Below are 25,042 nucleotides of genomic sequence, written 5' to 3'. Positions count from 1 at the left end.
GATAGACTTTTGGATAAAAGGAACTAGCTTCATCTATGGGTTTTACAATGAAAAAATTCACGTACTTTTGTCAAAAAATTTCACATGTCGTCATTTCAAACACTTTCTGTTAAAACCATAAAACGAGAAACCGATAAATCTGTAAGCATCGCTTTTAATGTTCCAGAGAACCTAAAAAAAGCCTTCGCCTTTAAAGCGGGACAGTATATTACCCTTAAAACTCAGATTAATGGTAAAGAGGTTAGGCGTGATTACTCGTTATGTGTTTCCCCAAAAAGTGGCGAATTGAAAGTAGCGGTAAAAGAAGTTACAGACGGCACCTTTTCTGCATATGCCAATAAGCAATTAAAAGTTGGTGACACCTTGGAAGTTGCCCCACCCAAAGGTCGGTTTACTTTCGAACCTAACGATTCAAAAACCAAAAACATTGCTGCTTTTGCAGCGGGTAGCGGTATTACTCCGGTATTAAGCATTATTAAATGTGCTTTAGAGGAAGAAGTTTATAGTAAGGTTATTTTGGTGTATGGCAACAAAACAACAGGCGACACCATGTTCTTGAATGAACTCTTGGAGCTTCAGCATCAATATAAAGACCGATTTTCCATTCAGTTTGTGTTTAGTCAACAAGACAGCGATGACTCTATTTTTGGCCGTATTGAACAAAGCACGGTTAACTATGTGATGAAAAATAAACACAAGCACATTGAGGTAGATGCGTTTTACCTTTGTGGCCCCGAAGCCATGATTCATACGGTTAAGGATGTGTTAACCGAACATGGTATTGATGAAGATCGTATTCATTTCGAACTATTTAAAGCGGCTAAAGTTGATGAAGTCGAGGATGCTATTTCTGTTTCTACAGGAAAAACCAAAATTACGGTAATTGTTGATGATGAAGTAACCACTTTTGAAATGTCGGCTAAACAAACCATTTTAGAAGCGGCACTCGATGAGGATCTAGATGCGCCATATTCGTGTCAAGGTGGTATTTGTAGCAGCTGTTTGGCGCGCCTTAAAGAAGGAAATGCCACAATGAGACAAAACAACATTTTAACCGACAGTGAAGTTGCTGAAGGTTTAATTTTAACCTGTCAAGCAAATCCAACCAGCCCAACTGTTGTTGTGGATTACGATGATGTGTAAAAATCGCCTTTAGATGATAGATTTGGATTTTTAAATGTCTCTACATTTAGTGAGCTTCAACATCCATCTATTAGGCGATATACTTAATTTTTTCTATGATTATTTCGGGTAAAATACTTCCCGAAGCGTCTTCATAGCCTTTTGGGTATTTATTACCATAGACCGAAGTGGGGACTCTGGGATATTTCTCCCTATCAGGAAGCAAGGCGTAATCTGCTGGTTGGTTAAAAGGTGCAAAACCAGCAAACGGATGCGTTACTCCCCAAATAGTAACCACTTTTATACCCAACATAGCAGCGATATGAGCATTCCCCGAATCCATAGATAACATCACACTTAAATTTGAAATCAAATCCAATTCTTCCTCTAAGGATAATTTCCCAGCAATGTTGATAGTATTTTCAAAAGTTGCTTCAATCTTGTTTAAAATAGCTATCTCTTCATTTCCGCCTCCAAATAAAATGACTTTATAGTCTTTTGATAGTTGTTCTACAACTTCCTTCATCAAATCTAAAGGGTATTCTTTGCTTTTGTGGGCTGCAAAAGGGGCAATGCCAATCTTCTTTTTAGAATCATTCCCTAGTAGTGCTAATATATTAGTACTTAAAGCTGATTTATGAGGAAATGATGGATTTGATAAATCTAACTGAAATCCAAAAGTTTGAAACACATCTACATAGCGTTGATGCGTAGTAGTTAGCTGTTTGAAAATTCGACCAGAAGTTAATGCCTTTTTTTCTTTTCTTCCTTTGTCAATAGATACAAAGCGTTTGCACCTAATAAACTGCTTGAGTATTTTACTACGCAACACACAGTGTAAATCGGCTATAGCATAAAATTGGTTTTGCTTATTAAGCTCACGTGCCAATTTGTAGAGCCCGAAAACACTCTTGTGCTTTCCTTTTAAATCTGCTGGAAAAACGGTAACATTTTTTATGCCCCTAAAAAATGGTGCAAAAAAGGCACGTGTTAAAACTGTTAGTTTAAGTTCGGGATACTGTCGGGTCAATACTCGTAAAACTGGGACAGTCATGGCCACATCACCCATGGCCGATAGGCGAATGACTAGGATATGTTTGGATTTATTAGACATAAGACTATTATGTCATATTGAGTGTAATCGAAACATCTTTTAGTGAGATTCTTCACTTTCACTTCGACTGCGCTCAGTGTGACAGCTCAGAATGACAAATATTATTTTTGAGAGCGTAAAACAGGGTTAAGCTCATCATCATTGTACATCTTCATCTGCTTGTATACCTTCATATACTTATCACCTTTTTCTATATCATTCAATAGCGTATCTATTGCGGTAGATAAGTCCACACGTTGCTCTAATAATACATCCAATTTTTTCTGGCAAGCAGTTCTGTGATCAGCTGAAGCATCCTTACGTGTAGCCTCTTCATTCATATGATAAATTTTCAATGCCAAAATAGACAATCGGTCAATTCCCCAAGCTGGACTTTCAGTATTAATTGTAGCATCTGCTTTAGGGCTTACATCCTTATATTTTTCTAAAAAATAACTATCAATATACTCTACCATATCCGTTCTATCTTGATTGGAAGCATCAATTTGACGTTTTAATTTTAAGGCAGCCACAGGATCTATTTGCGGGTCACGAATAATATCTTCATAATGCCATTGTACAGTATCAATCCAACATTTTCTGTATAATAAATGCTCTATTAAATCGCTTTTTAGATAGGCATTTTCAAAAGGTTGGTCTACGGTGTTGACAATATGGTATTTTTCAATAACATCCTGAAATATCTTATTCGCTTTACTGGTAAACATGGTGTATATTATTTTATTGTACAAAAGTACATGAATTTTTTCATTTAACCCTTTACATAAACCAAACGAAATGAAGGTATTTTTTAACCATATAACTTATATTTACTTAACTTTATCTAGATTAAATCTTTGTATCCCATGCAACTGCACAATCTTGCTGAACAAAATTCCATATTAAATAGGTTTGTTTCCGAAATTAGGAATACAGAAGTCCAGACAGATCGTATGCGCTTTAGAAAAAATATAGAGCGCATTGGTGAGGTTTTGGGCTATGAAATGAGTAAAACATTAAACTACAGTAAAACGAATGTAAAAACGCCTTTGGGAACTTCTAAAATTCATTTACCAAAAAATGAAATTGTGCTTTGTTCCATATTACGAGCTGGGGTACCCTTACACTATGGCTTGCTAAATTATTTCGATATGGCCGATAATGCGTTTATTTCTGCTTACAGACACCATAAAAGCAATCCTGAGAGTTTTGAAATAATTGTTGAATATTTGGCCTGCCCCTCCATTGAGGGCAAAACACTCGTGCTAACAGATACTATGTTGGCTACGGGACAATCATTAAAAGCCGCATATGAAGCATTAAAACCATTTGGCTCTCCCATAGATATCCATTTGGTTTGCGCTATAGGTTCACAAACTGGGGTAGATTATGTTAGCAAAAATTTTCCTAATAATACACACTTATGGATTGCTGCAATAGATGAAACACTTAATAGTAAAAGTTATATTGTACCAGGTTTGGGTGATGCTGGTGATTTGGCTTTTGGTGAAAAATTACAGCATTAAATTAACAAAAGGCAATAAGATTAATGCAACTAAAAACACTTCTCTAAACCATTTTTTCTTTATGGTTTCAATATAATTTGTGATGATTATGGCTAATGGAGTGAACATAAACAAAAATTCACTACTATCCTTTTTAGGCGCCAAAACAATGACTGCAACTGCCATTATAAAGGCAAACAATATAAGGTTAAAAGATGGACGAAGCGCTTTCTTTTTTTTCTTGATTCTCCTTGTATAAAAAATCAAAGACCACAATCCAAAAATTAACAGAACCGCTATTACAACAATAAAACCTCCTGTATTGTAATAGCTAAAATCATAACTTATGTACGGCAAACTCTTAAAGGCTCCAAAATAACTATCATAATACATTATTGAAGCAGCGACCGTAAAAACAAATACAGTTATAATCCCTGTAAAAGGAATAATCCAATGATTCAATTTATTATCAGTATAAAGCATTAATGCTACAATAATGAGTATAAAAAATAAAATTGTCCAAAAGTAAAATAAGGCTGCTATTGCAATCCAAAAAGCTGCATCAAATAGTTTTTTATTCAATTTCGTTTGAGAACGAATGCTCAAAATGCGCCTTAATGCCAATAGAATAAAAAAATTAGCAAAAAGCACGTTGGTGTTTTGTGTGGTTTCTAATACTGCCAAAAGAAACAAGCTGTATAACAATATTTCATAATTATTATTTTTTGTTAATCCATTTTTGCTAACAATAAAGTTTAGTAGTAATATAGAACTGTAACAGACAAAAAATAAAACGACTTTTTCCATAACCAATGTTATTGTAAGTGGTTGTATGGAAAATTTAATGTTTGCTATTAAAAAAGCTAAGGCCGTAATAAAAAATACCAGAATGAAATTTATTGGCTTTGATTTACTAAAAATGCTTGTTATCATTAACTGTTTTTGTATTTTTGCCTTGTAAATATACTAACTAAATACGGTTAGAAAATAATAAAATTTTAAGATGAAAGATTTCTTTTACGCTATTGAAGATTTGTTTGTAAATGTTCTTTTCGCTCCTTATGATGCCCTTAGAGCATTAGAGCTTGAGAACTGGTTTGTCGCAAACACAGTGTCTTGGCTGTTTTTAATAATAGGATTTGTTGCTATGTTATATTGGTTAAAGCAACTTAAACTATTTAACGACAATAACGAAGAAGATAAAAGCGTGTCTTCCCATTCGTTCTTATAAATCGAATCCAATATCCTTCCGATAATACATCTTATCGAAATGTAGTTTTTCTATGTTTTGGTAAGATTTTTTTATGGCCTCTTGGTATGTGTCACCATAAGAGGTAATGGCCATAACACGCCCACCCGAAGTCACTATTTTTTCGTCTTTTAGCACTGCCCCGGCATGAAACGGAATGGAATCCTTTATGGTTTCAACCCCTGTGATTACATATCCTTTTTCATAAGCTTCAGGATAACCTCCAGACACCAACATAATTGTTGTGGCTGCACGCTCATCTATTTCAATGTCAATCTCATTTAAGGTACTATTAGCCATCGCCAAAAGTACGTCTACCAAATCGTTCTTTAAACGTGGAAACACCACTTCGGTTTCTGGATCGCCCATACGCACATTGTATTCAATCACTTTAGGATCATCGCCAACTTTAATCAGCCCAATAAATACAAAGCCCACATAAGGTAAGTTGTCCTTTTTAAACCCTTCAACCGTAGGTTTAACAATACGTTGTTCAATTTTATTTAAAAACTCTGGGGTTGCAAATGGTACTGGGGAAACCGCTCCCATGCCGCCTGTATTTAATCCGGTATCGCCTTCGCCAATACGTTTATAATCTTTAGCCGTTGGTAAGATTTTGTAGTTTTTGCCATCGGTTAACACAAAACAACTCAACTCAATACCATCAAGAAATTCTTCAATCACCACTTTGGTACTGGCTTCACCAAACTTAGCATCGACCAACATGGATTTAAGCTCGGCTTTAGCTTCATTTAAATCATTTAAAATCACCACACCCTTTCCTGCAGCCAAGCCATCGGCCTTTAACACATATGGTGGTTTTAAGGTTTCCAAAAATGTATAGCCTTGTTCCACAGTATCTTTGGTGAAACTCTCGTAAGCAGCTGTTGGGATATTATGGCGGTATAAAAATTCTTTCGCGAATTCCTTGCTCCCTTCTAAAATGGCGGCTTCTTTTTGTGGGCCAATCACTTTAACGTGTTTAATCGCCCTGTCATTTAAAAAGAAATCGTGAACACCATTAACCAAAGGATCTTCAGGCCCCACCACAACCATATCGATAGCCTTGTCCAAAACCAAATCTTTAATAGCTTCAAAATCGTTTACACCAATATTTACATTGGTCGCTATTTTAGCTGTTCCAGAATTCCCTGGAGCAACAAATAAATTTTTACATTTTGGGCTTTGAGCTATTTTCCAAGCAAAAGTATGTTCTCTTCCTCCAGATCCTAAAATTAAGATATTCATTGTTTTGTGTTTTCTTAAGGGACTGTCTGAAAAGTGTCATTCCGAATGAAATGAGGAATCTATTGTAAAATAAATTTTTAATTCACAGTAAATAAAGATTCATCGCTTCGCTCTGAATGACAAGACAAATCACTTTTCAGGTAGCCTCGACAAGTTAATGTTATTTAATGCGTTGCATTAATAGTTGTTTTTCGAGTGCAAAAATAAAATTAATACGCCCATTTCACGACTATTTTTTGTTTACTTTACAAAAAATTCTTCATTTTGAATCTGTTCAACCTTGCTTTAAAACTTAATGGCTTTCCAATTGGAAGAGCTAAGCACTTGTTGAAAACGATTCAGGATAAAAATGGTGAAGCCTTTAAAACCTACATTGAAACCCAAAAACAGGACATTGTTGCTTTTCATTTAAAATACAACTCCTTTTATAAATCCTTTGCTAAAACCTCAAATCCGTTAGACTGGGACAGCGTTCCCATTATGACCAAATCGGATTTACAGCAACCTTTAGAAACACTTCTTTCCCAAGGTTTTACTAAAAACAATGTTTATATCGATAAAACCTCTGGGGCTTCGGGACATCCCTTTATTTTCTCGAAGGACAAGTTTTGCCATGCACTTACTTGGGCAGTTATACAAGATCGATTTGGGTGGTTTGATATTGATTTTAACAGTACAAAACAAGCTCGGTTTTATGGCATTCCTTTAGATAAGAAAGGCTATTACAAGGAAAGACTAAAAGATTTTATGAGCAATAGAATTCGTTTTAACGTTTTCGATCTGTCCGATCGTGCTTTTGAACAATGGATAGCTATTTTCAAAAACAAACCATTGGAATACTTGAATGGTTACACCAGCCCTATAGTACAATTTGCTAGATATTTGCAACGAAAAAATATGGTGCTCAAAACGGTTTGTCCGACGCTTCGGGTTTGTATCGTAACCTCTGAAATGCTCTTTAAAGGTGATAAAATCCTTATGGAAACACAATTTGGAGTGCCTGTCATTAACGAATATGGCGCCTCAGAACTTGATTTAATTGCTTTTGAAAATCCTAAAGGTAACTGGCAGGTTAACAGCGAGAGTCTTTTTGTAGAAGTGTTGGATGATGACAATAATCCGCTGCCTTATGGTGAGGACGGCCGCTTAGTGATTACCTCTCTGTATAATAAGGCCCAGCCGTTTATAAGGTATGATATTGGTGATATAGGTACGCTCTCAAAAGACAGCAGTTTAAAATCTCCTATTCTTGAGAAACTTATTGGAAGAACTAACGATGTTATTGTTTTACCAAGTGGAAAAAAAGCTGCCGGACTAACCTTTTACTACATAACTAAAAGGATTATTGAAAAAGATAGTAGTGTTAAGGAGTTTGTTATTGAGCAACTTAAATTAGATACTTTTAAGGTGATTTATCTAAGTTGCAAAGCCCTTTCAGAAAAAACAATAAAAGCTATTATTGTCGAAATGGAAAACTACTTGGAACAAGGGCTTCAAATTGAATTTGAAAAAGTCGATAAATTAATTCGATCAAAAAGTGGTAAATTAAAACAGTTTACATCCTACTTAAACCAAAACACATGAACATCACCTTAGTTGCAGGAGCAAGACCAAATTTTATAAAAATTGCACCTATTATTGAAGCCATTCATAATAAGCAAACAGAAGGGGTTCTTTTAAATTATAGGTTGGTTCATACCGGACAACATTATGATGAAAGTTTAAGTGGAGCTTTCTTTAAAGAGCTCAGCATCCCTGCTCCTCATGTAAATTTGGGTGTGGGAAGTGGCTCCCAAGCAGAACAGACCGCAGCCATTATGATTGGTTTTGAAAAGGAGTTACAAGAAAACCCTTGTGACGTGGTTTTGGTGGTAGGCGATGTTACCTCAACCATGGCCTGTGCTATTGTAGCTAAAAAAGCACATGTAAAAGTCGCCCATGTTGAAGCAGGTATTCGTTCAGGAGACTTAACCATGCCCGAAGAAATCAACCGTATAGTAACTGACAGTTTAACCGATTATTTTTTTACTACTTCAGAGTATGCCAATGAAAATTTAATACAATTAGGGGTTGATACCCATAAAATCTTCTTTGTAGGTAATGTGATGATTGATACATTACGTAAACATGAATGCAGATTTAAAAAACCACCTCTCTGGGATGATTTAAAACTAAAGAATAAAAACTATCTGGTCATGACACTTCATAGGCCTAGTAATGTTGATAGTGAACAGCTATTAAAAAAGCTAATCGAGCAAATTGTTAACTTAAGCAAAGGGTATCCCATAATCTTTCCAGTACATCCCAGAACACAAAAATTATTGAATGGCTTGCACTTGAATTCTGAAAATATTTATTATGTAAATCCGCTGGGTTACTTAGAATTTAACTATTTAGTGAAACACGCCTTAGCCATTATTACCGATTCAGGAGGCATTACTGAAGAGGCTACTGTTATGGATATTCCCTGCATTACCTTAAGAAATACTACCGAGCGTCCTGAAACTTGCTCCATAGGCACCAATGTTTTGGTGGGTAATGATTCTAAAAAAATTAATAAGGCCTTTAAAGCATTGTTTTCAGGCACTTGGAAAAAAGGGTCTATTCCTCAATTATGGGATGGCCATACAGCTGAAAGGATTGTTAATCACTTAATATCCATCGTTTAAGTTATTATGAAAGATATCCTCATCATAACTAATTATTTTCCTCCTGAAATAGGTGCGGCTTCCAATCGCATCTTTCAATTAGCGGAAGGGTTACAACAGCATTATTTTAAGGTGTGTGTGGTAACGCCTTTTCCCAATTACCCTAACGGAAAAATTTTTGAGGGTTATCGAGGTAAATTCAAACATACTTCAATAGAAAACAACATCACCGTCCATAGATTATGGCTTTATGCCAGCAACTCAAAAAATAAACTGTTACGGCTTTTTGCGATGCTATCCTATAGTTTGAGTCTGATTTGGTTTTTTCTTAGGCATAACATCCCTAAAACCGTCATTATTCAATCCCCGCCACTATTGGTCGCTTTTACCTCAATATTCTTTTTGCGTTCTAAAAAACGAAAACTTATTTTAAACGTAAGCGATTTATGGCCTTTGGCTGGTTTAGAGCTTGGTGCTTTAAAAAAAGGACTAGTTTATCAAATTCTAGAACGCATTGAACAATTTAATTATAAATATGCCCATTTAATTTTAGGCCAAAGCCAAGAAATATTAAATCATGTAATTTCTACCTTCCCTATAAAAGAGACTTTACTATACCGTAATTTCCCAAATTTTAAACTGCCCCATATTATTGATGTTCCTTCTCCCTCTAAAAAACTAAAATTGGTTTACGCCGGTTTATTAGGCGTTGCCCAAGGCGTTTATAAACTATGTCAAGAATTAGATTACACAACTATTGAATTTCATATTTATGGCTCAGGTGCCGAAAGAACTAAAATAGAGAACTTCATTGCAAAACATCCTAGATTGGATATTAAGTATCATGGGGAACTTTCTAGAAATGAACTGCATCAAGAACTTTTAAGATATGATGTTACTATTATTCCTTTGCTAAATAGAATTTATGGGTCTGTTCCTTCAAAAATCTTTGAATATGCTCGGCTGGGGCTACCTGTAGTCTATTTTGGTGGCGGAGAGGGCGAAACTATTGTGAGAAAAAACAATTTAGGATGGTCGGCAAAAGCTGGAGATTATAATAATTTAAATATTGTAATTTCTAAATTAAACCCTGTTGAGATTAATTACGGTTTAAAAAAACAAATTCAAATAAAAGCATTAAAAACTTTTGATTACAACTTACAATTAGACCAATTAATTCAGACCATTTAATACGCTTTTTCTTCTCCTTTTATGGCATTTATAAATGTTTGGAAAATGATTTTAATATCCAATAACAGGGACCAGTTTTCTATATAAAAAATATCATATTTCACACGGTTAATGATATCCTTGTCCTTTTCAATTTCTCCCCTATACCCTTTTACTTGGGCCAACCCCGTGATACCTGGTTTCACATGGTGTCTAAAAATAAAATCATACCTGTTTATTTTTTTCGAATAATCTTCTGTATATGTAGGCATATGGGGCCTTGGCCCAACAACAGACATATCACCAAACAACACATTAAAAAATTGAGGTAATTCGTCCATATTTGTTCTTCTTAAAAACTTTCCAACTTGAGTTAATCTATCATCGTTTGGTTTTACATAAGTGCCTTTTAACTCTTTCGTAATAGTAAGAGAACGATATTTGTAGCAAATAAATTCCTTATAGTTAATTCCATTTCTTCTATGCTTGTAAAATACAGGACCCTTTGATTCCAATTTTATTAAAATTGCTAAAAGTGGCGTCAGCCACGATAAGATAAATACTATAACCAATAATGAAAAAACTACATCAAAACTTCTTTTTAAAGCCTTGTTTAAACTGTTATTAATAGCTACTTCTTGAATGGACAAAACCGGTAAGTAACCATAATACTCCATTTTCAATCTTTTATCCAATAACCTGTTTGTATTAGGAATAAATTTAATATTACAATGGTGTGTATCTGCATATTTTACATAATCATTGACTTGCTTTTCGGTTAATTCATCAATGGAACAATAAATTTCATCGATAGTATTGGTTTCCAAAAACATCAAACTATCCTCAATTGTCCCCATAATACCTTTCTCCTTAAATTGGCCAAAAACACCCTTAACATGATATCCTAATTCTTTATTTTTATTGAATATTCGTAGAAGTTCTTTTGCATTATCATTAGATCCTACCAGAATAATATCCCTAATGTTTCCTTTTAAATATAATCGGTATGTTTTTAAGATATAAAAACTTAGAAGTTTTAAAGACCCTATTATTATAAATACATAAAATAAATATTTTAAAGTAACTATCGCTGGTGTATTAATACTCCTAAATGCACCTTCAAAAGCAAAAACAATTATCATAAAGACAAATATCTGTTTAAACAAAAGGGTGGCAATGTTTAAAACAGAGGTATAGCGATATACATTATAAAATTTCAACAAAAATGTTGAAAGGAACCATAACGATGTAGAGTAAATAAAAAACAGGAAGTATTTGTTATTTAAAAAATCAGAAGGGAAAAAATATGACTCTTGCTCATTTAAATTTAATAGTTTAAAAGCCAAGAAGTTTATTATAAAAAGGTCGAATACAATTAAAAAAGGTCTTAAAATTTTTGAATATCTCCCTCTTTTATATTCCATAAATTATCTGATGTTAAACTTTGAAAAATCTCTATGATTGGCTCTATAGAGCTCTTCTTTTGATAGGCTTTTAAAATAATCATATGTTTTTTGCATGCCTTCAGCACGTTCTACTTTAGGTTCCCACCCTAATATTTTTTTAGCTAATGAAATATCGGGCTGTCGTTGCATAGGATCATCTACTGGTAAATCTTTATAAACTATTTTTTGTTGCGTTCCAGTTAGTTTAATAATCTCCTGTGCAAAATCCATTATGGTGATTTCGTTGGGATTACCTATATTCACTGGTAACGCATAATCACTTAATAACAACCTATATATTCCTTCAACCTGATCGTCTATATAACAAAATGAACGTGTTTGGGAACCATCACCAAAAACGGTTAAATCCTCTCCTCTTAAAGCCTGTCCAATAAACGCTGGAATAACGCGACCATCATTAAGGCGCATACGGGGCCCATAGGTGTTAAAAATACGCACAATTCGAGTATCTAAACCATGAACTCTATGATAGGCCATAGTAATGGATTCTTGAAACCGTTTCGCTTCATCGTAAACCCCTCGAGGGCCAATAGCATTGACGTTACCATAGTAATCCTCCGACTGGGGGTGCACTAAGGGGTCGCCATACACTTCAGATGTTGAAGCAATAAGTATCCGCGCTTTTTTGGCTTTAGCCAAGCCTAACAAATTATGGGTTCCTAACGAGCCCACTTTTAAGGTTTGAATGGGAATTTTTAAATAATCGATAGGACTTGCTGGAGACGCAAAATGTAAAATGTAATCTAAATCACCTTCAACAGAAACAAACTCGGTGACATCGTGTTCTATAAACTCAAAATGGGAATGCTCTTTTAAATGGACTAAATTTTTAGGATCTCCAGTAATGAAATTATCCATTCCAATAACGTGATAGCCTTCAGCAATAAAACGGTCACATAAATTTGATCCTAAAAATCCTGCGGCTCCTGTTATTAATACGCGTTTCAATCCTTATCTCTTTTAATTGTCAATTTTTTCAGTTAACAAATTTAAAGGAATAACTTCAAAGCCATTGCTTCTTTTTTGATAATCTTCACCTCCATAAATGACCTTGCCTCCTTTAAAACCCGTCATTTCATTCCAATATTTTAATCCTTTAAAATAATCTTGGGTAATCGTCTTTCCCGATTTTATCTCTATAGGCATTAACTCATCAAAGTTATCTATTATAATGTCTATTTCATTTCCTTTGTTATCCCTCCAAAAGTATAGGTTGTTTAATTTTCCTTTATTTAACCTTTGTTTCAACAATTCTACCACTACCATGTTTTCAAATAGACTGCCTTTAAATGGGTGTAGCTCCAATTGATTGGCATTTTGAACACCTAGCAATGCACAAGCTAAACCAACGTCATAAAAATATAGTTTGGGCATTTTAACGATCCGTTTATTAAAGTTATGATGATGGGGGGGTAACCTAAACAAAATAAAACTGGCTTCCAATATACCTATCCAAGATTCTATGGTCTTACTATCGACACCAACCTCTATTGCTAAAGCACTTTTGTTTAACAACTGGCCAACCCTTCCCGCACATAATTTCATAAATCGCTCAAAAACTACTAAATTCTCGATATTCTTTAATTGTCTAACATCTCTCTCAATGTAAGTTCTTATATAGTTTGAAAACCATTTTTGAATTTCAAATGGTTTATCGTATAACGGAGGATAAAAGCCTTTAAACAACTTTTCATGGATAGATTTTGGGGCTATATCTTTGATTTCTGATAAGGTAAATGGCAATAAGTTTAAATAACCAACTCTTCCTGCTAAACTTTGAGATATATTTTGTTGTAACAAAAAGTTATTTGAGCCCGTTAAAATAAATTGAGATACACCTACATTATCATCTAACACCTGTTGTAAATAAGAAAACAACTCTGGTGTTCGCTGTACTTCATCTAATATAGCACCATTTGGAAATTGATCTAGAAAACCTCTTGGGTCTTCTAAAGCAAAGTTTCTCGTATCTGGGTTTTCCAAACTCACATAAGGTTTCCCTGAAAAGACCGCTTTTACTAGTGTTGTTTTGCCCGATTGCCTAGGGCCAATAACCGCAATGGCCTTATACTGCTTAGACAAACTTAAAAGTTCTTGTTGTGCTTCCCTTAAAACCATAGACAAAGATACTAAAATAAGCGTACAATTTCGGAATTTAATTCCGAAATTGTACGCTTATTTGTTTTTCGAGGAATTTAAAATGCAACTTTAAATCTGTCAAATGGAAGCGGAATTCTCCTTCTTTCCAAGAAGGAGTGAATTGAATTTCATCATTTGGAAAATTTCAACAAGTCCGATAAAGACTTATGCCGAAAAGCTCTACATGACAATTAAGAGCCTTTACCAATTGCATAATACACAAAACCAATATCTTTTAAGACTTCAGTATCTAAAATACCTCGACCATCAAACACAAAAGCGGGTTTTTGCATACTATCGTAAATGCGTTGCCAATCATATGTTTTAAATTCATCCCATTCTGTGAGAACAGCTATGGCATGCGAATCCTTGCAGGCTTCATAAGGATTATTGCTTACTGTTAGCAACTGTCTATTTTCTTTTTCAGTACGCGAATTTAAATAGTCTAAATCGGCATACATGCGTTCTTCGCTTACTTTAGGATCGTATACCGAAATGCGTGCTTGCTCATTAAGTAAATTATCAGCTACTTGTATGGCAGCCGATTCTCGTGTATCGTTCGTATCTTTTTTAAAGGCCCAGCCTAAAAAGGCTATTTTCTTTCCCGAAACGGTATTGTAGAGGGTGCTTACGATATTGTCTGAGAATCTATTCTTTTGATAGTCGTTCATTAGAATGACCTGCTCCCAATAGTCGGCAACTTCATTTAAACCATAGGTTTTAGCGATATACACCAGATTTAAAATATCCTTTTGAAAACAGGAGCCTCCAAAACCAACAGATGCTTTTAAGAACTTAGACCCTATCCTAGAATCCATCCCAATGGCTTTAGCCACTTCATTCACATCGGCCCCCGATTGTTCACAGATGGCCGACATGGCATTAATAGACGATACGCGCTGTGCTAAAAAAGCATTAGCGGTTAATTTAGACAATTCTGAAGACCATACATTGGTGGTTAAAATACGTTCTTTCGGTACCCAATGGGCATAGATACTAACTAAGGCTTGTATGGCTTCTTGGCCTTTTTTGGTTGTATCACCACCAATAAGTACTCGATCTGGATTTAGTAAATCCTGAACGGCTGTCCCTTCGGCTAAAAACTCGGGATTGGACAAGATTTGAAACTGCACCCCATTACCCGTATTATTTAAAATATTTTTTATGGCTTCTGCTGTTCGTACCGGAAGTGTTGATTTTTCAACTACAATTTTATCATTTTTAGCCACTTTAGCGATTTGTCGCGCACAAAGCTCGATATACTTTAAATCGGCCGCCATCCCTTTACCTTTTCCATAGGTTTTGGTTGGGGTGTTGACCGAAATAAAAATCATATCGGCTTCGTCTATGGCCTGATCTATATTCGTTGAAAAATACAAGTTTTTATTTCGTGCTTCTTTAACTACTTCATCAAGACCTGGTTCAAAAACAGGTAATTTACTTAAATCAGTATCATTCCAAGCAGCAACACGCTTTGCATTAACATCAACAACTGTTACTTTTATATGTTGGCATTGTTGGGCGATAACGGCCATGGTTGGGCCTCCAACATAACCGGCACCGATGCAGCATATTTTTTTTACAACCATTAAAACTTTTACTTTATAATCTTATAAACATAAAACATAAGATAATGAAATAATCATGAAGATAAAAAGGCTTAATAAGTAATATTCGGAATAAATTTTTAACTAAAACCAAGATTACATTACATCTAACTTTTCGTATTCAGAATTCAAACTTTTAAACTCAACCACCAATTCTTTCATTTTCTTAACTATAATTCCTATATCATGTTTATGTGTAGCTTTTATAATTTTTTTAATACCTTCGGATACTTCTTCATATTTATTGTTGTTCTCTCTTACAATCATAATTTTTTCATGATAGGTAGGCAGAGTTTCCGATTTGTCATTTAATAACTCTTCATATAGTTTTTCACCTGGTCGTAAACCAATGGTCTTTATTTTCATCGTCCTATCAGGGATATACCCTGCCAGACGAATCATTTTTTCTGCTAAGTCAATTATTTTGACTGCCTTACCCATGTCAAAAATAAATATCTCGCCCCCTTTTCCCATACTACTGGCTTCCATAACCAATTGACAGGCCTCTGGAATGGTCATAAAATATCTTATGATATCAGGATGTGTTATGGTTACAGGTCCGCCAGACGAAATTTGTTTTTTAAATAAAGGCACCACAGATCCATTAGATCCGAGTACATTACCAAAACGGGTTGTAATAAACTTAGTGGCTCCTTGCTCTGTTTTATGAATATGGTTGTGTAATGATTGCACATACATTTCGGCCGCTCTTTTACTGGCTCCCATAACGTTACTTGGGTTTACTGCCTTATCAGTAGAAATCATAACAAATCGTTCTGCCTTATACTTCACAGCCAAATCAGCCACCGTTTTAGAACCTTGAATATTTACCGAAACCGCCTCGGACGGATTACCTTCCATTAATGGAACATGCTTATAAGCGGCACAATGGTAAATAATTTGGGGGTAATATTCTTGGAATAGAAACTCTAATCTTTCTTTATTCCTTACGTCGCAAATAATGGGAACAAACTCGAGTTGTGGATATTCCTTTTCTACTTTTAGTGACAAGGTATGTAAAGGTGTCTCAGCTTGTTCAATAACGACTAGTCGTGAAGGCTTATATTTTCCCAATTGATTAACAATTTCAGAGCCAATGGAGCCTGCGCCACCAGTAACAAATACTGTTTTTCCTTGTATGAGGTTTAGAATATTAATATTGTTGATTTTTATGGGGTCCCTTCCCAATAAATCTTCAATTTGAATGTTTTGAATGGTACTATTGACCCCTGTAGTAAAGTCCAATTCTGAAATGGAAGGGGCTCGATACACCTTAATGTTATGTTCTATACAGTTTTCAATTCCTGCAATAAAGTCCTCGTTTTTTAAATCATCCTCCATCACCAAAATACCAGTGGCATTATGCGCTCTTACCAATACATGTATCTTCTTTTTGATATGTAATATTGGTATGCCTAAAACGCGCTTTTTACTTTTCTGCCCATCATATTCTAAAAACCCTAAAACCTTAAATCGCTTAGGCAATTCATTTTCAATGGCCACGGCAATAGAAATAGAGGGTTGGGAAACCCCTAGTATAAACACTTTTTCGACTTCTGGATTTGTATCTGCTATAAACTGTGCATAGACTTGTTTAATGATGAGCCTATAGCAAAAAAGTCCACAAAAAAGGCCTAAAGGAAAAATAATGTAGAAGAGGGAAGGAAAGAGGTTCTTTCCATAAAAAGCATTCAAGAGTACATCTGCTAAATATAACCCTGTTGCTGAAAAAAATGACGCCAAAAAAAGCTTTGCTGCATCTATATAGGTTGAGTGCCTTATAACGCCTACATAGGTTTTTAAAATTAAAAAGAAAACAACAGTTATTAATTCTACTACTATAAACTGATATAGAAACTGCCTATTTAAAAATGATAAGGCGAAATTATTGATTACAAACTCTGTAGCAAAAAGAACGAAAAAAACAGCTTGCATGTCCCACCACAAAATCATCCATCTAGGCAAATAATTTATATTATTGATACCTAATTTAAAGATGGTGGTCCTTAAAACCAATTTGAAAAGCTCTTTGATTTTATTCATACTCTCTATGTAAGCTCACCAAACAAATTTAATGATTTAATTAGTTTTGGATCAAATAAAGTTTTTTATTACACTTTCAATTCTTTTTTTATCTTCTGTACTTAAGTTTGAGCCTGAAGGTAGGCATAATCCACAATTAAATAGTTCCTCTGCTACTTTATTACCATAGTATGGCGCATTCTTAAATACCGGTTGTAAATGCATAGGCTTCCATAATGGCCTGGATTCGATATTATTATTCAATAAAACCAACCTAAGATCTTCACTACTAAAACCAGCAACTTCTTTATCTACACGGGCACAACTTAACCAATGGTTAGAAAAATAATCTTTATTTGGTTCTTCAAAAACAGTTACTCCTTCTACATTTTTAAAAATTTCTTTGTAAAAACTATTATTGGCCCTACGAAGTTTAACATATTCATCCAAAACTTCCATCTGCCCTCGGCCTATACCTGCAAGCACATTACTCATTCTATAGTTATAGCCAATTTGAGAATGCTGGTAATGCGGTGCTTCATCCCTTGCTTGAGTAGCCAAAAAAATGGCTTTCTCTTTCATTTCCTTAGTTTTACAAACTAAAGCCCCGCCTCCTGAAGTGGTAATTATTTTATTTCCATTAAATGACAAAATTCCAAAATCGCCAAAGGTTCCACATTTCCGCCCCTTATAACTTGAGCCTAAAGCTTCGGCAGCATCCTCTATTAAAGTAATTTTATATCTTTTAGCAATGGATGAGATTTCATCCATTTTGGCTGGCATGCCATACAAATCGACTACAATGATAGCTTTTGGCTTTTTCCCTTTTGATATCCTGTCTTCTATCGCAGCTTCCAAATGCATCGGACACATGTTCCAAGTGTCCTGTTCACTATCTAAAAAAACGGGCAGAGCTCCTTGATACACTATGGGGTTAGCTGAAGCTGAAAAGGTCATACTTTGACAAATAACTTCGTCCTCTTTTTTAACTCCCGATAAAATTAATGCTATATGGAGAGCCGCAGTGCCTGAACTCAGCGCAGCAATATTACTATCTCTATTAAGGTATTTTTTTAAATCGTCTTCAAAATTTGTGACATTTGGACCCAAAGGTGCTACCCAATTTGTATCAAAAGCTTCTTGAATATATTTAAGTTCTTCTCCTCCCATGTGGGGAGAGGACAGCCATATTTTATTTTTCATTATATCTAATTATTTTACCAGGATTACCTACAACTACAGCGTAATTTGGAACATCAGAAATTATTACAGAACCTGCACCAATTGTAACCCATTTACCAACTTTAACTCCTGGTATTATAACAGTTCTTGCCCCTATAAAAGTACCTTCACCCACTAACACATTCCCTGTTACCGTTGCATTTGGGGCTATGTGAACAAATTTTTCTATTATGCAATCGTGTTCTATAATAGCTCCAGTATTTATTATACAATGATTTCCTATTAATGAATTGGCATTTATAACGGCCGATGGCATTACTACACTCCCTTTACCAATTTTGACTGAACTTGCTATTATACTTGAGTTATGGCAAACAGAAAAAAAATCTTGCTTAATTTGTTTAGAAATAAATTTTCTTGTTCTATTATCACCAATACTGATTAAAAACTCAGACCCTATTAAAAATTTAGCATCCCCATTATATTTCCCGAGAAAGGGAATGTTAAAAAAAGTGCCTTTCATAGGGTCATCATCAAAAATTCCAGATATGTCTTCTCCTATAGATTTAATAACATCCACTATAACTTTTGCATGGCCGCTTGCTCCGTATAAATATTTCATCAATTAGTGCCTGTGAATTTTACAGTTGTTGCATGATTATCCGTATTGATATCTTTCGAACTCAATACGTTAATGATTGTTTTGATTATAATTTTTAAATCTAATAAAAAACTCAAATTATCTACATACCAGACATCGTATTCAAACTTTTTAGTCCAACTAATGGCATTTCTTCCATTTACCTGAGCCCAACCCGTTATCCCTGGTTTTACATAGTGTCGTTTCTTTTGTTCGATATTATACAAAGACAAATATTCTGGTAATAGAGGCCTAGGCCCAATTAAGCTCATATCCCCTTTTAACACATTAATCAATTGTGGCAATTCATCTAAGGATGTTTTTCTAATAAATTTACCAATTTTTGTCAAACGATCAGCATCTGGGAGCAATTCCCCATTAGCGTCTTTTTTGTCGTTCATGGTCTTGAATTTGATAACATGAAAGGTTTCTTCGTCTTTTCCAGGTCGCTTTTGAAAGAAAAATGGCTTTCCTTGATTATTAATGGCTAATAAAATAAATACAACAATAAAGATTGGGCTTAATAAAACAACACCTATTAGTGATAAGATAAAATCGATAGCTCTTTTTAAAAAATGACGGTACATTATTTAAGAATTCCTTTAATTCTAAATATATATTCTTTAGCTAATAGGTCTCGATCAAAATATGCTTTAGCATATGCATAGCCATTCTCTCCCATTTGCTGAATTTCAAATGTGCTTTTATTCCCCAATTCATTCACTCCTTTAACAATTTCATCAATATTTTCAGGTTCAACATAAACTCCACATTTTGCATCATTTATCAATTCATGTGAAACCCCATCAATTGCTAATAATATTGGTCGTTTACAAGACATATAATCAAACGTTTTATTCGAGTATATTGTTTTAAAGGTTTCTACTTTTTTTAATACTGACGCTCCAGCATCAGAAGCTAGAATATATTTGAAAATCTCTTTTTTGGATACAGGATCTCTGAAAATGATATTAGATAAATTTCGCTTTTTAGCTTCTTCTATAAGTGCTTCTTTACACATTCCTGCTCCAATTAACTGAAATACAATATTAGTATCTATCAATTTTTCGGCTGCCTCTACCAATTGAATTAAATGATTGGCAACACCATGCGCCCCCACGTAGGTTATGACAAATTTTTCATCTAGGCCAAGTTCTTTTTTGAATGCTTTAGCATCGAAATAATTCTGAACTTTTTCTGCCAAGGTAAAATCGGCTGCATTTGGAATGAAAATGAGTTTTTCAGCAGGCACTTTTTTATCTTGAATAAGTTTATCACGAAATGCAGGTGTTAATACATTAATGAGTTTTGCCTTTTTGTAGATAAATTTTTCGAACCAATAGGCAAATTTTATAATCATTTTATTTTTTAAAACGCCAGTGTCTATAGCCGATTCTGGCCATAAGTCACGAACTTCAAAGACAAATGGCACTCGTTTTAATCTAGATATCACATATGCCGTTATTCCTACGAATAACGGTGGAGACGTTACTATAATAACATCGAATTTTCCCTTGCTCTTGAATAACCCAGCGTAGATGCTTGAGAATACAAATGAGAAGTATGCCCACAATCTTCCTATGAAGCTTACGTTGTAGCTTTCTGATACAAGACAGCGTATTACATCTACTTTTTCATAGAATTGTTCGTCTTTGTAAGTAAATTTTCCTTTGTATTTTTCTGCTTTTTTTCCCGTTGTATAGTGTACCATTCCAGCAAGTACAGTAATCTCATGACCTTGATCTGCCCATACTTGTGTCATTTCGTTAAAACGTGATCCGCCGCCATCTCCTTTTTCTAGGAAATACTGATGAATTAGTAATATTTTCATCTATTGTCTGATACGTATTGTAGTGTTAAACACGTTCTTTTCGCTTGCAAATGTAAGCCTTATTGCCTTTTCTTTTACGCCATAATACCCAGAAAACCATTTTTCTTCTAATAAAGGTTGAATCTTTTCACCTTCTTCATCTAGAGTAGTGATCTCTATGTCTTCTAAATGACCTGGATGTATGTGCCAGTATTGGTAGATTTTTTTATTTCCTTTGTTTTGAATTGTATCTGTAACTTTCCACGTATTTTTCCCTTGTGATTTTGTTACTTTTCGAGTGTGCCGTATGTTATCTCCTAAGTGTTTGAAGGCATTAATAGTTCCTTCAAACACATAATTATTATCTTCTTTTTTCAATTCAGCATTCGCTTTGTCGACCCAATAATACCAAATAAATCGACCGCCTTTTTGCATTTGATCCGCTTTACTAACACTAACGGTGTTATGGCCTTCTACACCATTGAAATAGTTGACACTGTCTAGCTCTGCATTGTATTTGTAAGAACCTGTGTCACGTAAATAGTTGATTCCGTTTGCCCAAATATCTATGTGAAGGTTGTCTGACTGAAAAGGCCTGTTTTTGTATGCTCCACAACGTATAAAGGTTTTGGAATCACCATCTTGAATAATGTAGTAACCGCTTTTTTCAAAAGTTTGTATTTCTGCCAATTTAGGTTGTGTCTTCTGTTTGGGCTGAATCCCATACCAAAGAGGACTTTTACTGTTGTAGTACGTGTAACCATTTAAAACGGCTCGTAGATCGTCTAATTGTGAACGGTATATTCTGTAATCATCACTAGTAAGTTTAAAGAATAACGCACCATCATTAGAGCCGTAGTTTGGAAGTTTTCCTGTTAGAGGATCCATAGAGGCATCTAGAAAATCGAGTGATCTTTGAGCTCGTTCGTAAACCAATTTATCAAATTTGTCATTGTTGATTTTTGCGAGTTGAATTGCCCATGTCAATAGTTGTACAGCAACTCTATGATAATTCATGGAAAATTGCAGAAATGTTCCATCTTCATATATCTGGTAGGCAATTTCTTTTTCAAACCATTTTTTCCCTTGTTTACTCCATTTGTCTACATTGGGGAAAAACGGAAATAATTTAGCAGAAAGGTACAACATTAGTGTTTCTGTGATCGCATGATTGTTACGAACAGTTATAAGCGAAAAATGTATGTTTTGGTAAACATGATGAATTTGCCAATAGATATAGTGCATTATTCTTTGAAATACCGCTTCCGTTAAGTTGGTTGAATCTTTGTAATAGTACAATGCAAACGTCCAGTTCATAACCCGCAAGCTGATTTCCTGACTGCATTTGTAGTTTGGTCCTTGATTGATTGGATTTTTTTCGATAAAATCTTCAATTTCTTTAAAAACAAATTCTGATTGATCATCATCAAAATGATAGTCGTATCGAATTACATCAAATAAAAATGAAAAACGAGCCTTTTCCCATACGTATTTAATATCGCCCGCTTCTTTGGACAAGTCTTCTATTTCTGACCAATGCTTGTTTATTTTATAGCGGAATTCTGTAGATGGATTAACCAACCAATTGTATTCAGTCCCTAATTTTATTTTTGTTTTATTGAAGAACGTATAGATCCCCTTTTGAATTTCTTCATAGGTATCTGCTAAATGCTTTGGGGTTTCTTTTGGAAGATTTGGAATGTTTTTCCCATAAAAGAAAAATGGAGGTAAATTGTTGCGCCAGTTTTCTAATGTAGTATGTTTTGAAACTTTGGGTTGCACAGGAAATGCTTTTTTTTGCCAACCAAGTTTCGTTTTGATCGTGTAAAAGACTCTAAAAAAAAGATAGCGTAAACCCATGTTTGAGATAAGGTTGGCTATCTTTTTTATTTTTTGGGTCATGATCTTGTACTACTTTTTTTAAATGTTAATGTTACTCAATTTCAATCCACTTTCCTTCTTTTAAACTTTGAATAGCTGCAAAACTTGCTTTGGTTACATTGATCAATTCGTCATAAGGAATCAATCCTACATCTCCTTCTTTTATTTTTTCTACTAAACGTCCAAATTGTGATTTGTGTCCTTTGTCTAGTTTTGTTTTAAGTTTAGAAAACCCTTTGGTTCCATAACCTGTGGTTTTGATAAAGTTGTCCATGATCAATACTTTTTCTTGCGAAAAGACCTCTAAACGCTCTTTAGCGTAGGATTTTGAACCATTCGCAAAGTAGTTGACAACTCCTGTAGAACCATTTTCCATTTGTACCAAAATTGAAGCATTATCTGTGTTTTCTGATGGATTTTGTCCTAATGCATTCATACAAACCGCTTTGATTTTGCTTCCTGTAAGGTATACTAATAAGTCTAAATAATGACATGCTTCTCCTATAATTCTCCCACCTCCAACTTCCATGTTGTGTACCCAAACTTCGGGCAGGATCGCTCCTGCATTCATTGTAACGATTATATTCATTGGTGCATCACCGACCAATGATTTTATTTTTTCTGTATGTGGAGAAAAACGTCTGTTAAAACCGATCATTAATGTTCCATTACTTTTTTGATAGCTTTCTTCTATTGCTTCTAGCTCCTCATTATTTAACGCTAGTGGTTTTTCCACGAAGACATGTTTTCCTTTATCTAATGCCTTAATCACCATATTTGCATGCAAATTGTGACGCGTAGTAATCATAATTAGGTCTACATCTTTGTCATCTAACACTAGATTGTAGTCTGTAGTGCTTTGCGCAATGTTGTGTTTTTGAGCCAACGCCGTTCCATTAACGCCACCAGAAGACACAATATGTTTTATTTGTGCATCAGTTCCTTTAAGCGCAGGAAGTAATGTCATTTTTGTAAAGTTTCCAGCACCAACAAGTCCAATGACTCCCCTAGTTGTTTGTAGATCTTTTTTGTTGACCACAATAGTACTTTCTGGCACTGCATCTTCATTGTATTTAATAATGGAAGCAATGGATCTTGAGTTTGCAATATCTCCATATATTTTATCATATTCTTCTAGCGGAACAACTTCTGAGATCAGATTTTTGACTTCTAGTTTTCCTGTGGCAATCAATTGTAAGACTGTCTCAAAGTTTCTCTTTTCTGTCCAGCGAACAAATGGTAATGGATAATCGATTCCTTTGAATTCGTACTCGTCATCATACCTTCCTGGTCCGTAAGAACAGGATACTTGAAAACTTAATTCTTTTTCGTAGAATTCGGCTCTTGATATATTTAATCCAATAACACCCACTAAAGTAATTCTTCCACGTTTTCTGCTCATTTGAGCTGCTTGTGAAATGAGGTCATTTGTTTTTGCTGAAGCTGTGATCAAAACACCATCAGCTCCTATATTTTTTGTTTGATCTAATACAAATTTTACGGGGTCATTCCCGTTTAATGGGTTAAATGCGATGATTCCTTTTTCTTGAGCAATTGTTACTTTGCTATCGTCTAAGTCATACCCAATTACAGTACAACCATTGGCAACTAGCATATCAGCCGTAAGCAGTCCTATAAGCCCTAAACCTATGACAACAATTGTTTCTCCCATAGTAGGATTGATCAAACGGATTCCTTGTAATCCAATAGAGCCAATTACAGTAAAAGCAGCTTCTTCATCAGAAATATTATCTGGAATATGCGCTACCAAATTTTTAGGAACAGAAACAAATTCGGCATGTTGTCCATTGGAAGCAACACGATCTCCCACTTTAAAATCTGTAACCCCTTTTCCAACTGCAATTACTTTTCCGACATTACAGTATCCAAGAGGAAGTGGTTGTTCAAGTTTGTTAAAAACAGCTTCTAGAGTAGGCACTAAGCCTTCAGTCTTAATCTTATCCAACACCATTTTTACTTTGTCTGGTTGCTGCCTGGCCTTTTGAATTAAAGACGCTTTACCAAATTCAACTAACATTCTCTCTGTCCCAAGTGAAACTAAGGTTCTTGTCGTTTTTATTAGAACTTGACCTGCCTTTACTTTTGGTGCAGGCAACTCTGCTAATTCAGTAATTCCCGTTTTAAAGGACTGTAATATTTGTTTCATGGATTTATTTCTTTATTTACTCTTTTATAGCTTTTTCTCAATAACCAAACATAATGTTTAGTTTACATTCATCAAGTTAATTAAATTGCTTAG

General features: G+C 34.6%; 21 protein-coding genes. 6 read left to right on the top strand and 15 right to left on the bottom strand.

The window, feature by feature from the left end; translation table 11 throughout:
* The first annotated feature begins 84 nt into the window (after positions 1–84).
* Positions 85–1,143, top strand: a complete 1,059-nt coding sequence (locus tag K7G79_RS06075) for a ferredoxin--NADP reductase (protein ID WP_223550154.1) — start codon at positions 85–87, stop codon at positions 1,141–1,143.
* 70 nt (positions 1,144–1,213) lie between these two features.
* Here the strand turns inward: K7G79_RS06075 and K7G79_RS06070 are convergent, their stop codons facing one another.
* Together K7G79_RS06070 and K7G79_RS06065 are read right to left on the bottom strand one after the other, a co-directional pair.
* Positions 1,214–2,236, bottom strand: coding sequence for a glycosyltransferase family 9 protein (locus tag K7G79_RS06070; RefSeq protein WP_223550152.1), 1,023 nt, complete (start codon positions 2,234–2,236; stop codon positions 1,214–1,216).
* A 101-nt stretch (positions 2,237–2,337) separates the two neighbouring features.
* Positions 2,338–2,943: a DUF4254 domain-containing protein gene (locus tag K7G79_RS06065; RefSeq protein ID WP_223550250.1), complete on the bottom strand. Its 606-nt coding sequence runs from the start codon at positions 2,941–2,943 to the stop codon at positions 2,338–2,340.
* 138 nt (positions 2,944–3,081) lie between these two features.
* Between K7G79_RS06065 and upp the strand changes: the two genes are divergently transcribed.
* The gene (upp, locus tag K7G79_RS06060; RefSeq protein WP_223550150.1) at positions 3,082–3,741 is read left to right on the top strand and encodes a uracil phosphoribosyltransferase; all 660 of its coding nucleotides are present in this window, start codon (positions 3,082–3,084) and stop codon (positions 3,739–3,741) included.
* Here the strand turns inward: upp and K7G79_RS06055 are convergent.
* Entirely contained in the window at positions 3,730–4,653 is a 924-nt protein-coding gene (locus K7G79_RS06055) for a DUF6427 family protein (RefSeq protein ID WP_223550148.1), read from the bottom strand. The two genes, upp and K7G79_RS06055, sit on opposite strands and share 12 nt — an antisense overlap.
* 70 nt (positions 4,654–4,723) lie before the next feature.
* Between K7G79_RS06055 and K7G79_RS06050 the strand changes: the two genes are divergently transcribed.
* Positions 4,724–4,951: a uracil phosphoribosyltransferase gene (locus K7G79_RS06050; RefSeq protein WP_223550147.1), complete on the top strand. Its 228-nt coding sequence runs from the start codon at positions 4,724–4,726 to the stop codon at positions 4,949–4,951.
* Here K7G79_RS06050 and purD read toward each other — a convergent pair.
* Entirely contained in the window at positions 4,946–6,217 is a 1,272-nt protein-coding gene (purD, locus tag K7G79_RS06045) for a phosphoribosylamine--glycine ligase (protein ID WP_223550145.1), read from the bottom strand. The two genes, K7G79_RS06050 and purD, sit on opposite strands and share 6 nt — an antisense overlap.
* A gap of 264 nt (positions 6,218–6,481) precedes the next feature.
* Between purD and K7G79_RS06040 the strand changes: the two genes are divergently transcribed.
* From K7G79_RS06040 to K7G79_RS06030, 3 genes are read left to right on the top strand one after another with little or no spacing between them, the layout of a single operon-like run.
* Positions 6,482–7,801, top strand: coding sequence for a phenylacetate--CoA ligase family protein (locus tag K7G79_RS06040; protein ID WP_223550143.1), 1,320 nt, complete (start codon positions 6,482–6,484; stop codon positions 7,799–7,801).
* Positions 7,798–8,886 (top strand): non-hydrolyzing UDP-N-acetylglucosamine 2-epimerase, encoded by a 1,089-nt coding sequence (gene wecB, locus K7G79_RS06035; RefSeq protein ID WP_223550141.1) that lies wholly within the window; start codon positions 7,798–7,800, stop codon positions 8,884–8,886. Before K7G79_RS06040 ends, wecB begins: the two co-directional genes overlap by 4 nt.
* Positions 8,887–8,892: 6 nt before the next feature.
* The gene (locus K7G79_RS06030; RefSeq protein ID WP_223550138.1) at positions 8,893–10,056 is read left to right on the top strand and encodes a glycosyltransferase family 4 protein; all 1,164 of its coding nucleotides are present in this window, start codon (positions 8,893–8,895) and stop codon (positions 10,054–10,056) included.
* Here K7G79_RS06030 and K7G79_RS06025 read toward each other — a convergent pair.
* From K7G79_RS06025 to K7G79_RS05975, 11 genes are all read right to left on the bottom strand, one after another.
* Positions 10,053–11,459 carry an exopolysaccharide biosynthesis polyprenyl glycosylphosphotransferase gene (locus tag K7G79_RS06025; protein ID WP_223550136.1) on the bottom strand — a complete coding sequence of 469 codons (1,407 nt, stop codon included), beginning with the start codon at positions 11,457–11,459 and terminating at the stop codon, positions 10,053–10,055. The two genes, K7G79_RS06030 and K7G79_RS06025, sit on opposite strands and share 4 nt — an antisense overlap.
* Before the next feature lie 3 nt (positions 11,460–11,462).
* Positions 11,463–12,449, bottom strand: coding sequence for a UDP-glucuronic acid decarboxylase family protein (locus K7G79_RS06020; protein ID WP_223550134.1), 987 nt, complete (start codon positions 12,447–12,449; stop codon positions 11,463–11,465).
* Between the two features lie 12 nt (positions 12,450–12,461).
* Positions 12,462–13,619, bottom strand: coding sequence for an ATP-binding protein (locus K7G79_RS06015; protein WP_223550132.1), 1,158 nt, complete (start codon positions 13,617–13,619; stop codon positions 12,462–12,464).
* A gap of 212 nt (positions 13,620–13,831) precedes the next feature.
* Entirely contained in the window at positions 13,832–15,229 is a 1,398-nt protein-coding gene (locus K7G79_RS06010) for a UDP-glucose 6-dehydrogenase (RefSeq protein ID WP_223550130.1), read from the bottom strand.
* A gap of 114 nt (positions 15,230–15,343) precedes the next feature.
* A complete protein-coding gene (locus K7G79_RS06005) occupies positions 15,344–17,290 on the bottom strand; it encodes a nucleoside-diphosphate sugar epimerase/dehydratase (protein WP_223550128.1) in 1,947 nt (648 codons plus the stop codon).
* A gap of 51 nt (positions 17,291–17,341) precedes the next feature.
* Positions 17,342–18,472 (bottom strand): DegT/DnrJ/EryC1/StrS aminotransferase family protein, encoded by a 1,131-nt coding sequence (locus K7G79_RS06000; protein WP_223550126.1) that lies wholly within the window; start codon positions 18,470–18,472, stop codon positions 17,342–17,344.
* The gene (locus K7G79_RS05995; protein WP_223550124.1) at positions 18,462–19,073 is read right to left on the bottom strand and encodes an acetyltransferase; all 612 of its coding nucleotides are present in this window, start codon (positions 19,071–19,073) and stop codon (positions 18,462–18,464) included. Before K7G79_RS05995 ends, K7G79_RS06000 begins: the two co-directional genes overlap by 11 nt.
* A complete protein-coding gene (locus K7G79_RS05990) occupies positions 19,073–19,678 on the bottom strand; it encodes a sugar transferase (RefSeq protein ID WP_223550122.1) in 606 nt (201 codons plus the stop codon). Before K7G79_RS05990 ends, K7G79_RS05995 begins: the two co-directional genes overlap by 1 nt.
* Positions 19,678–20,922, bottom strand: a complete 1,245-nt coding sequence (locus K7G79_RS05985) for a glycosyltransferase family 4 protein (protein WP_223550120.1) — start codon at positions 20,920–20,922, stop codon at positions 19,678–19,680. Before K7G79_RS05985 ends, K7G79_RS05990 begins: the two co-directional genes overlap by 1 nt.
* Positions 20,923–22,683: an alginate lyase family protein gene (locus tag K7G79_RS05980; protein WP_223550118.1), complete on the bottom strand. Its 1,761-nt coding sequence runs from the start codon at positions 22,681–22,683 to the stop codon at positions 20,923–20,925. It lies immediately after the preceding gene.
* A 151-nt stretch (positions 22,684–22,834) separates the two neighbouring features.
* On the bottom strand, positions 22,835–24,898 hold the full coding sequence (locus tag K7G79_RS05975; RefSeq protein WP_223550116.1) for a bi-domain-containing oxidoreductase: 2,064 nt from the start codon (positions 24,896–24,898) through the stop codon (positions 22,835–22,837).
* Positions 24,899–25,042 lie beyond the last annotated feature (144 nt).

Source organism: Aestuariivivens sp. NBU2969 (assembly GCF_019931125.1).
In the GTDB taxonomy this organism is placed as follows: Bacteria; Bacteroidota; Bacteroidia; order Flavobacteriales; family Flavobacteriaceae; genus Aestuariivivens; species Aestuariivivens marinum.
The sequence above is the reverse complement of the archived record's forward strand: the minus strand, read 5'-3'. Positions and strand labels throughout refer to the sequence as shown.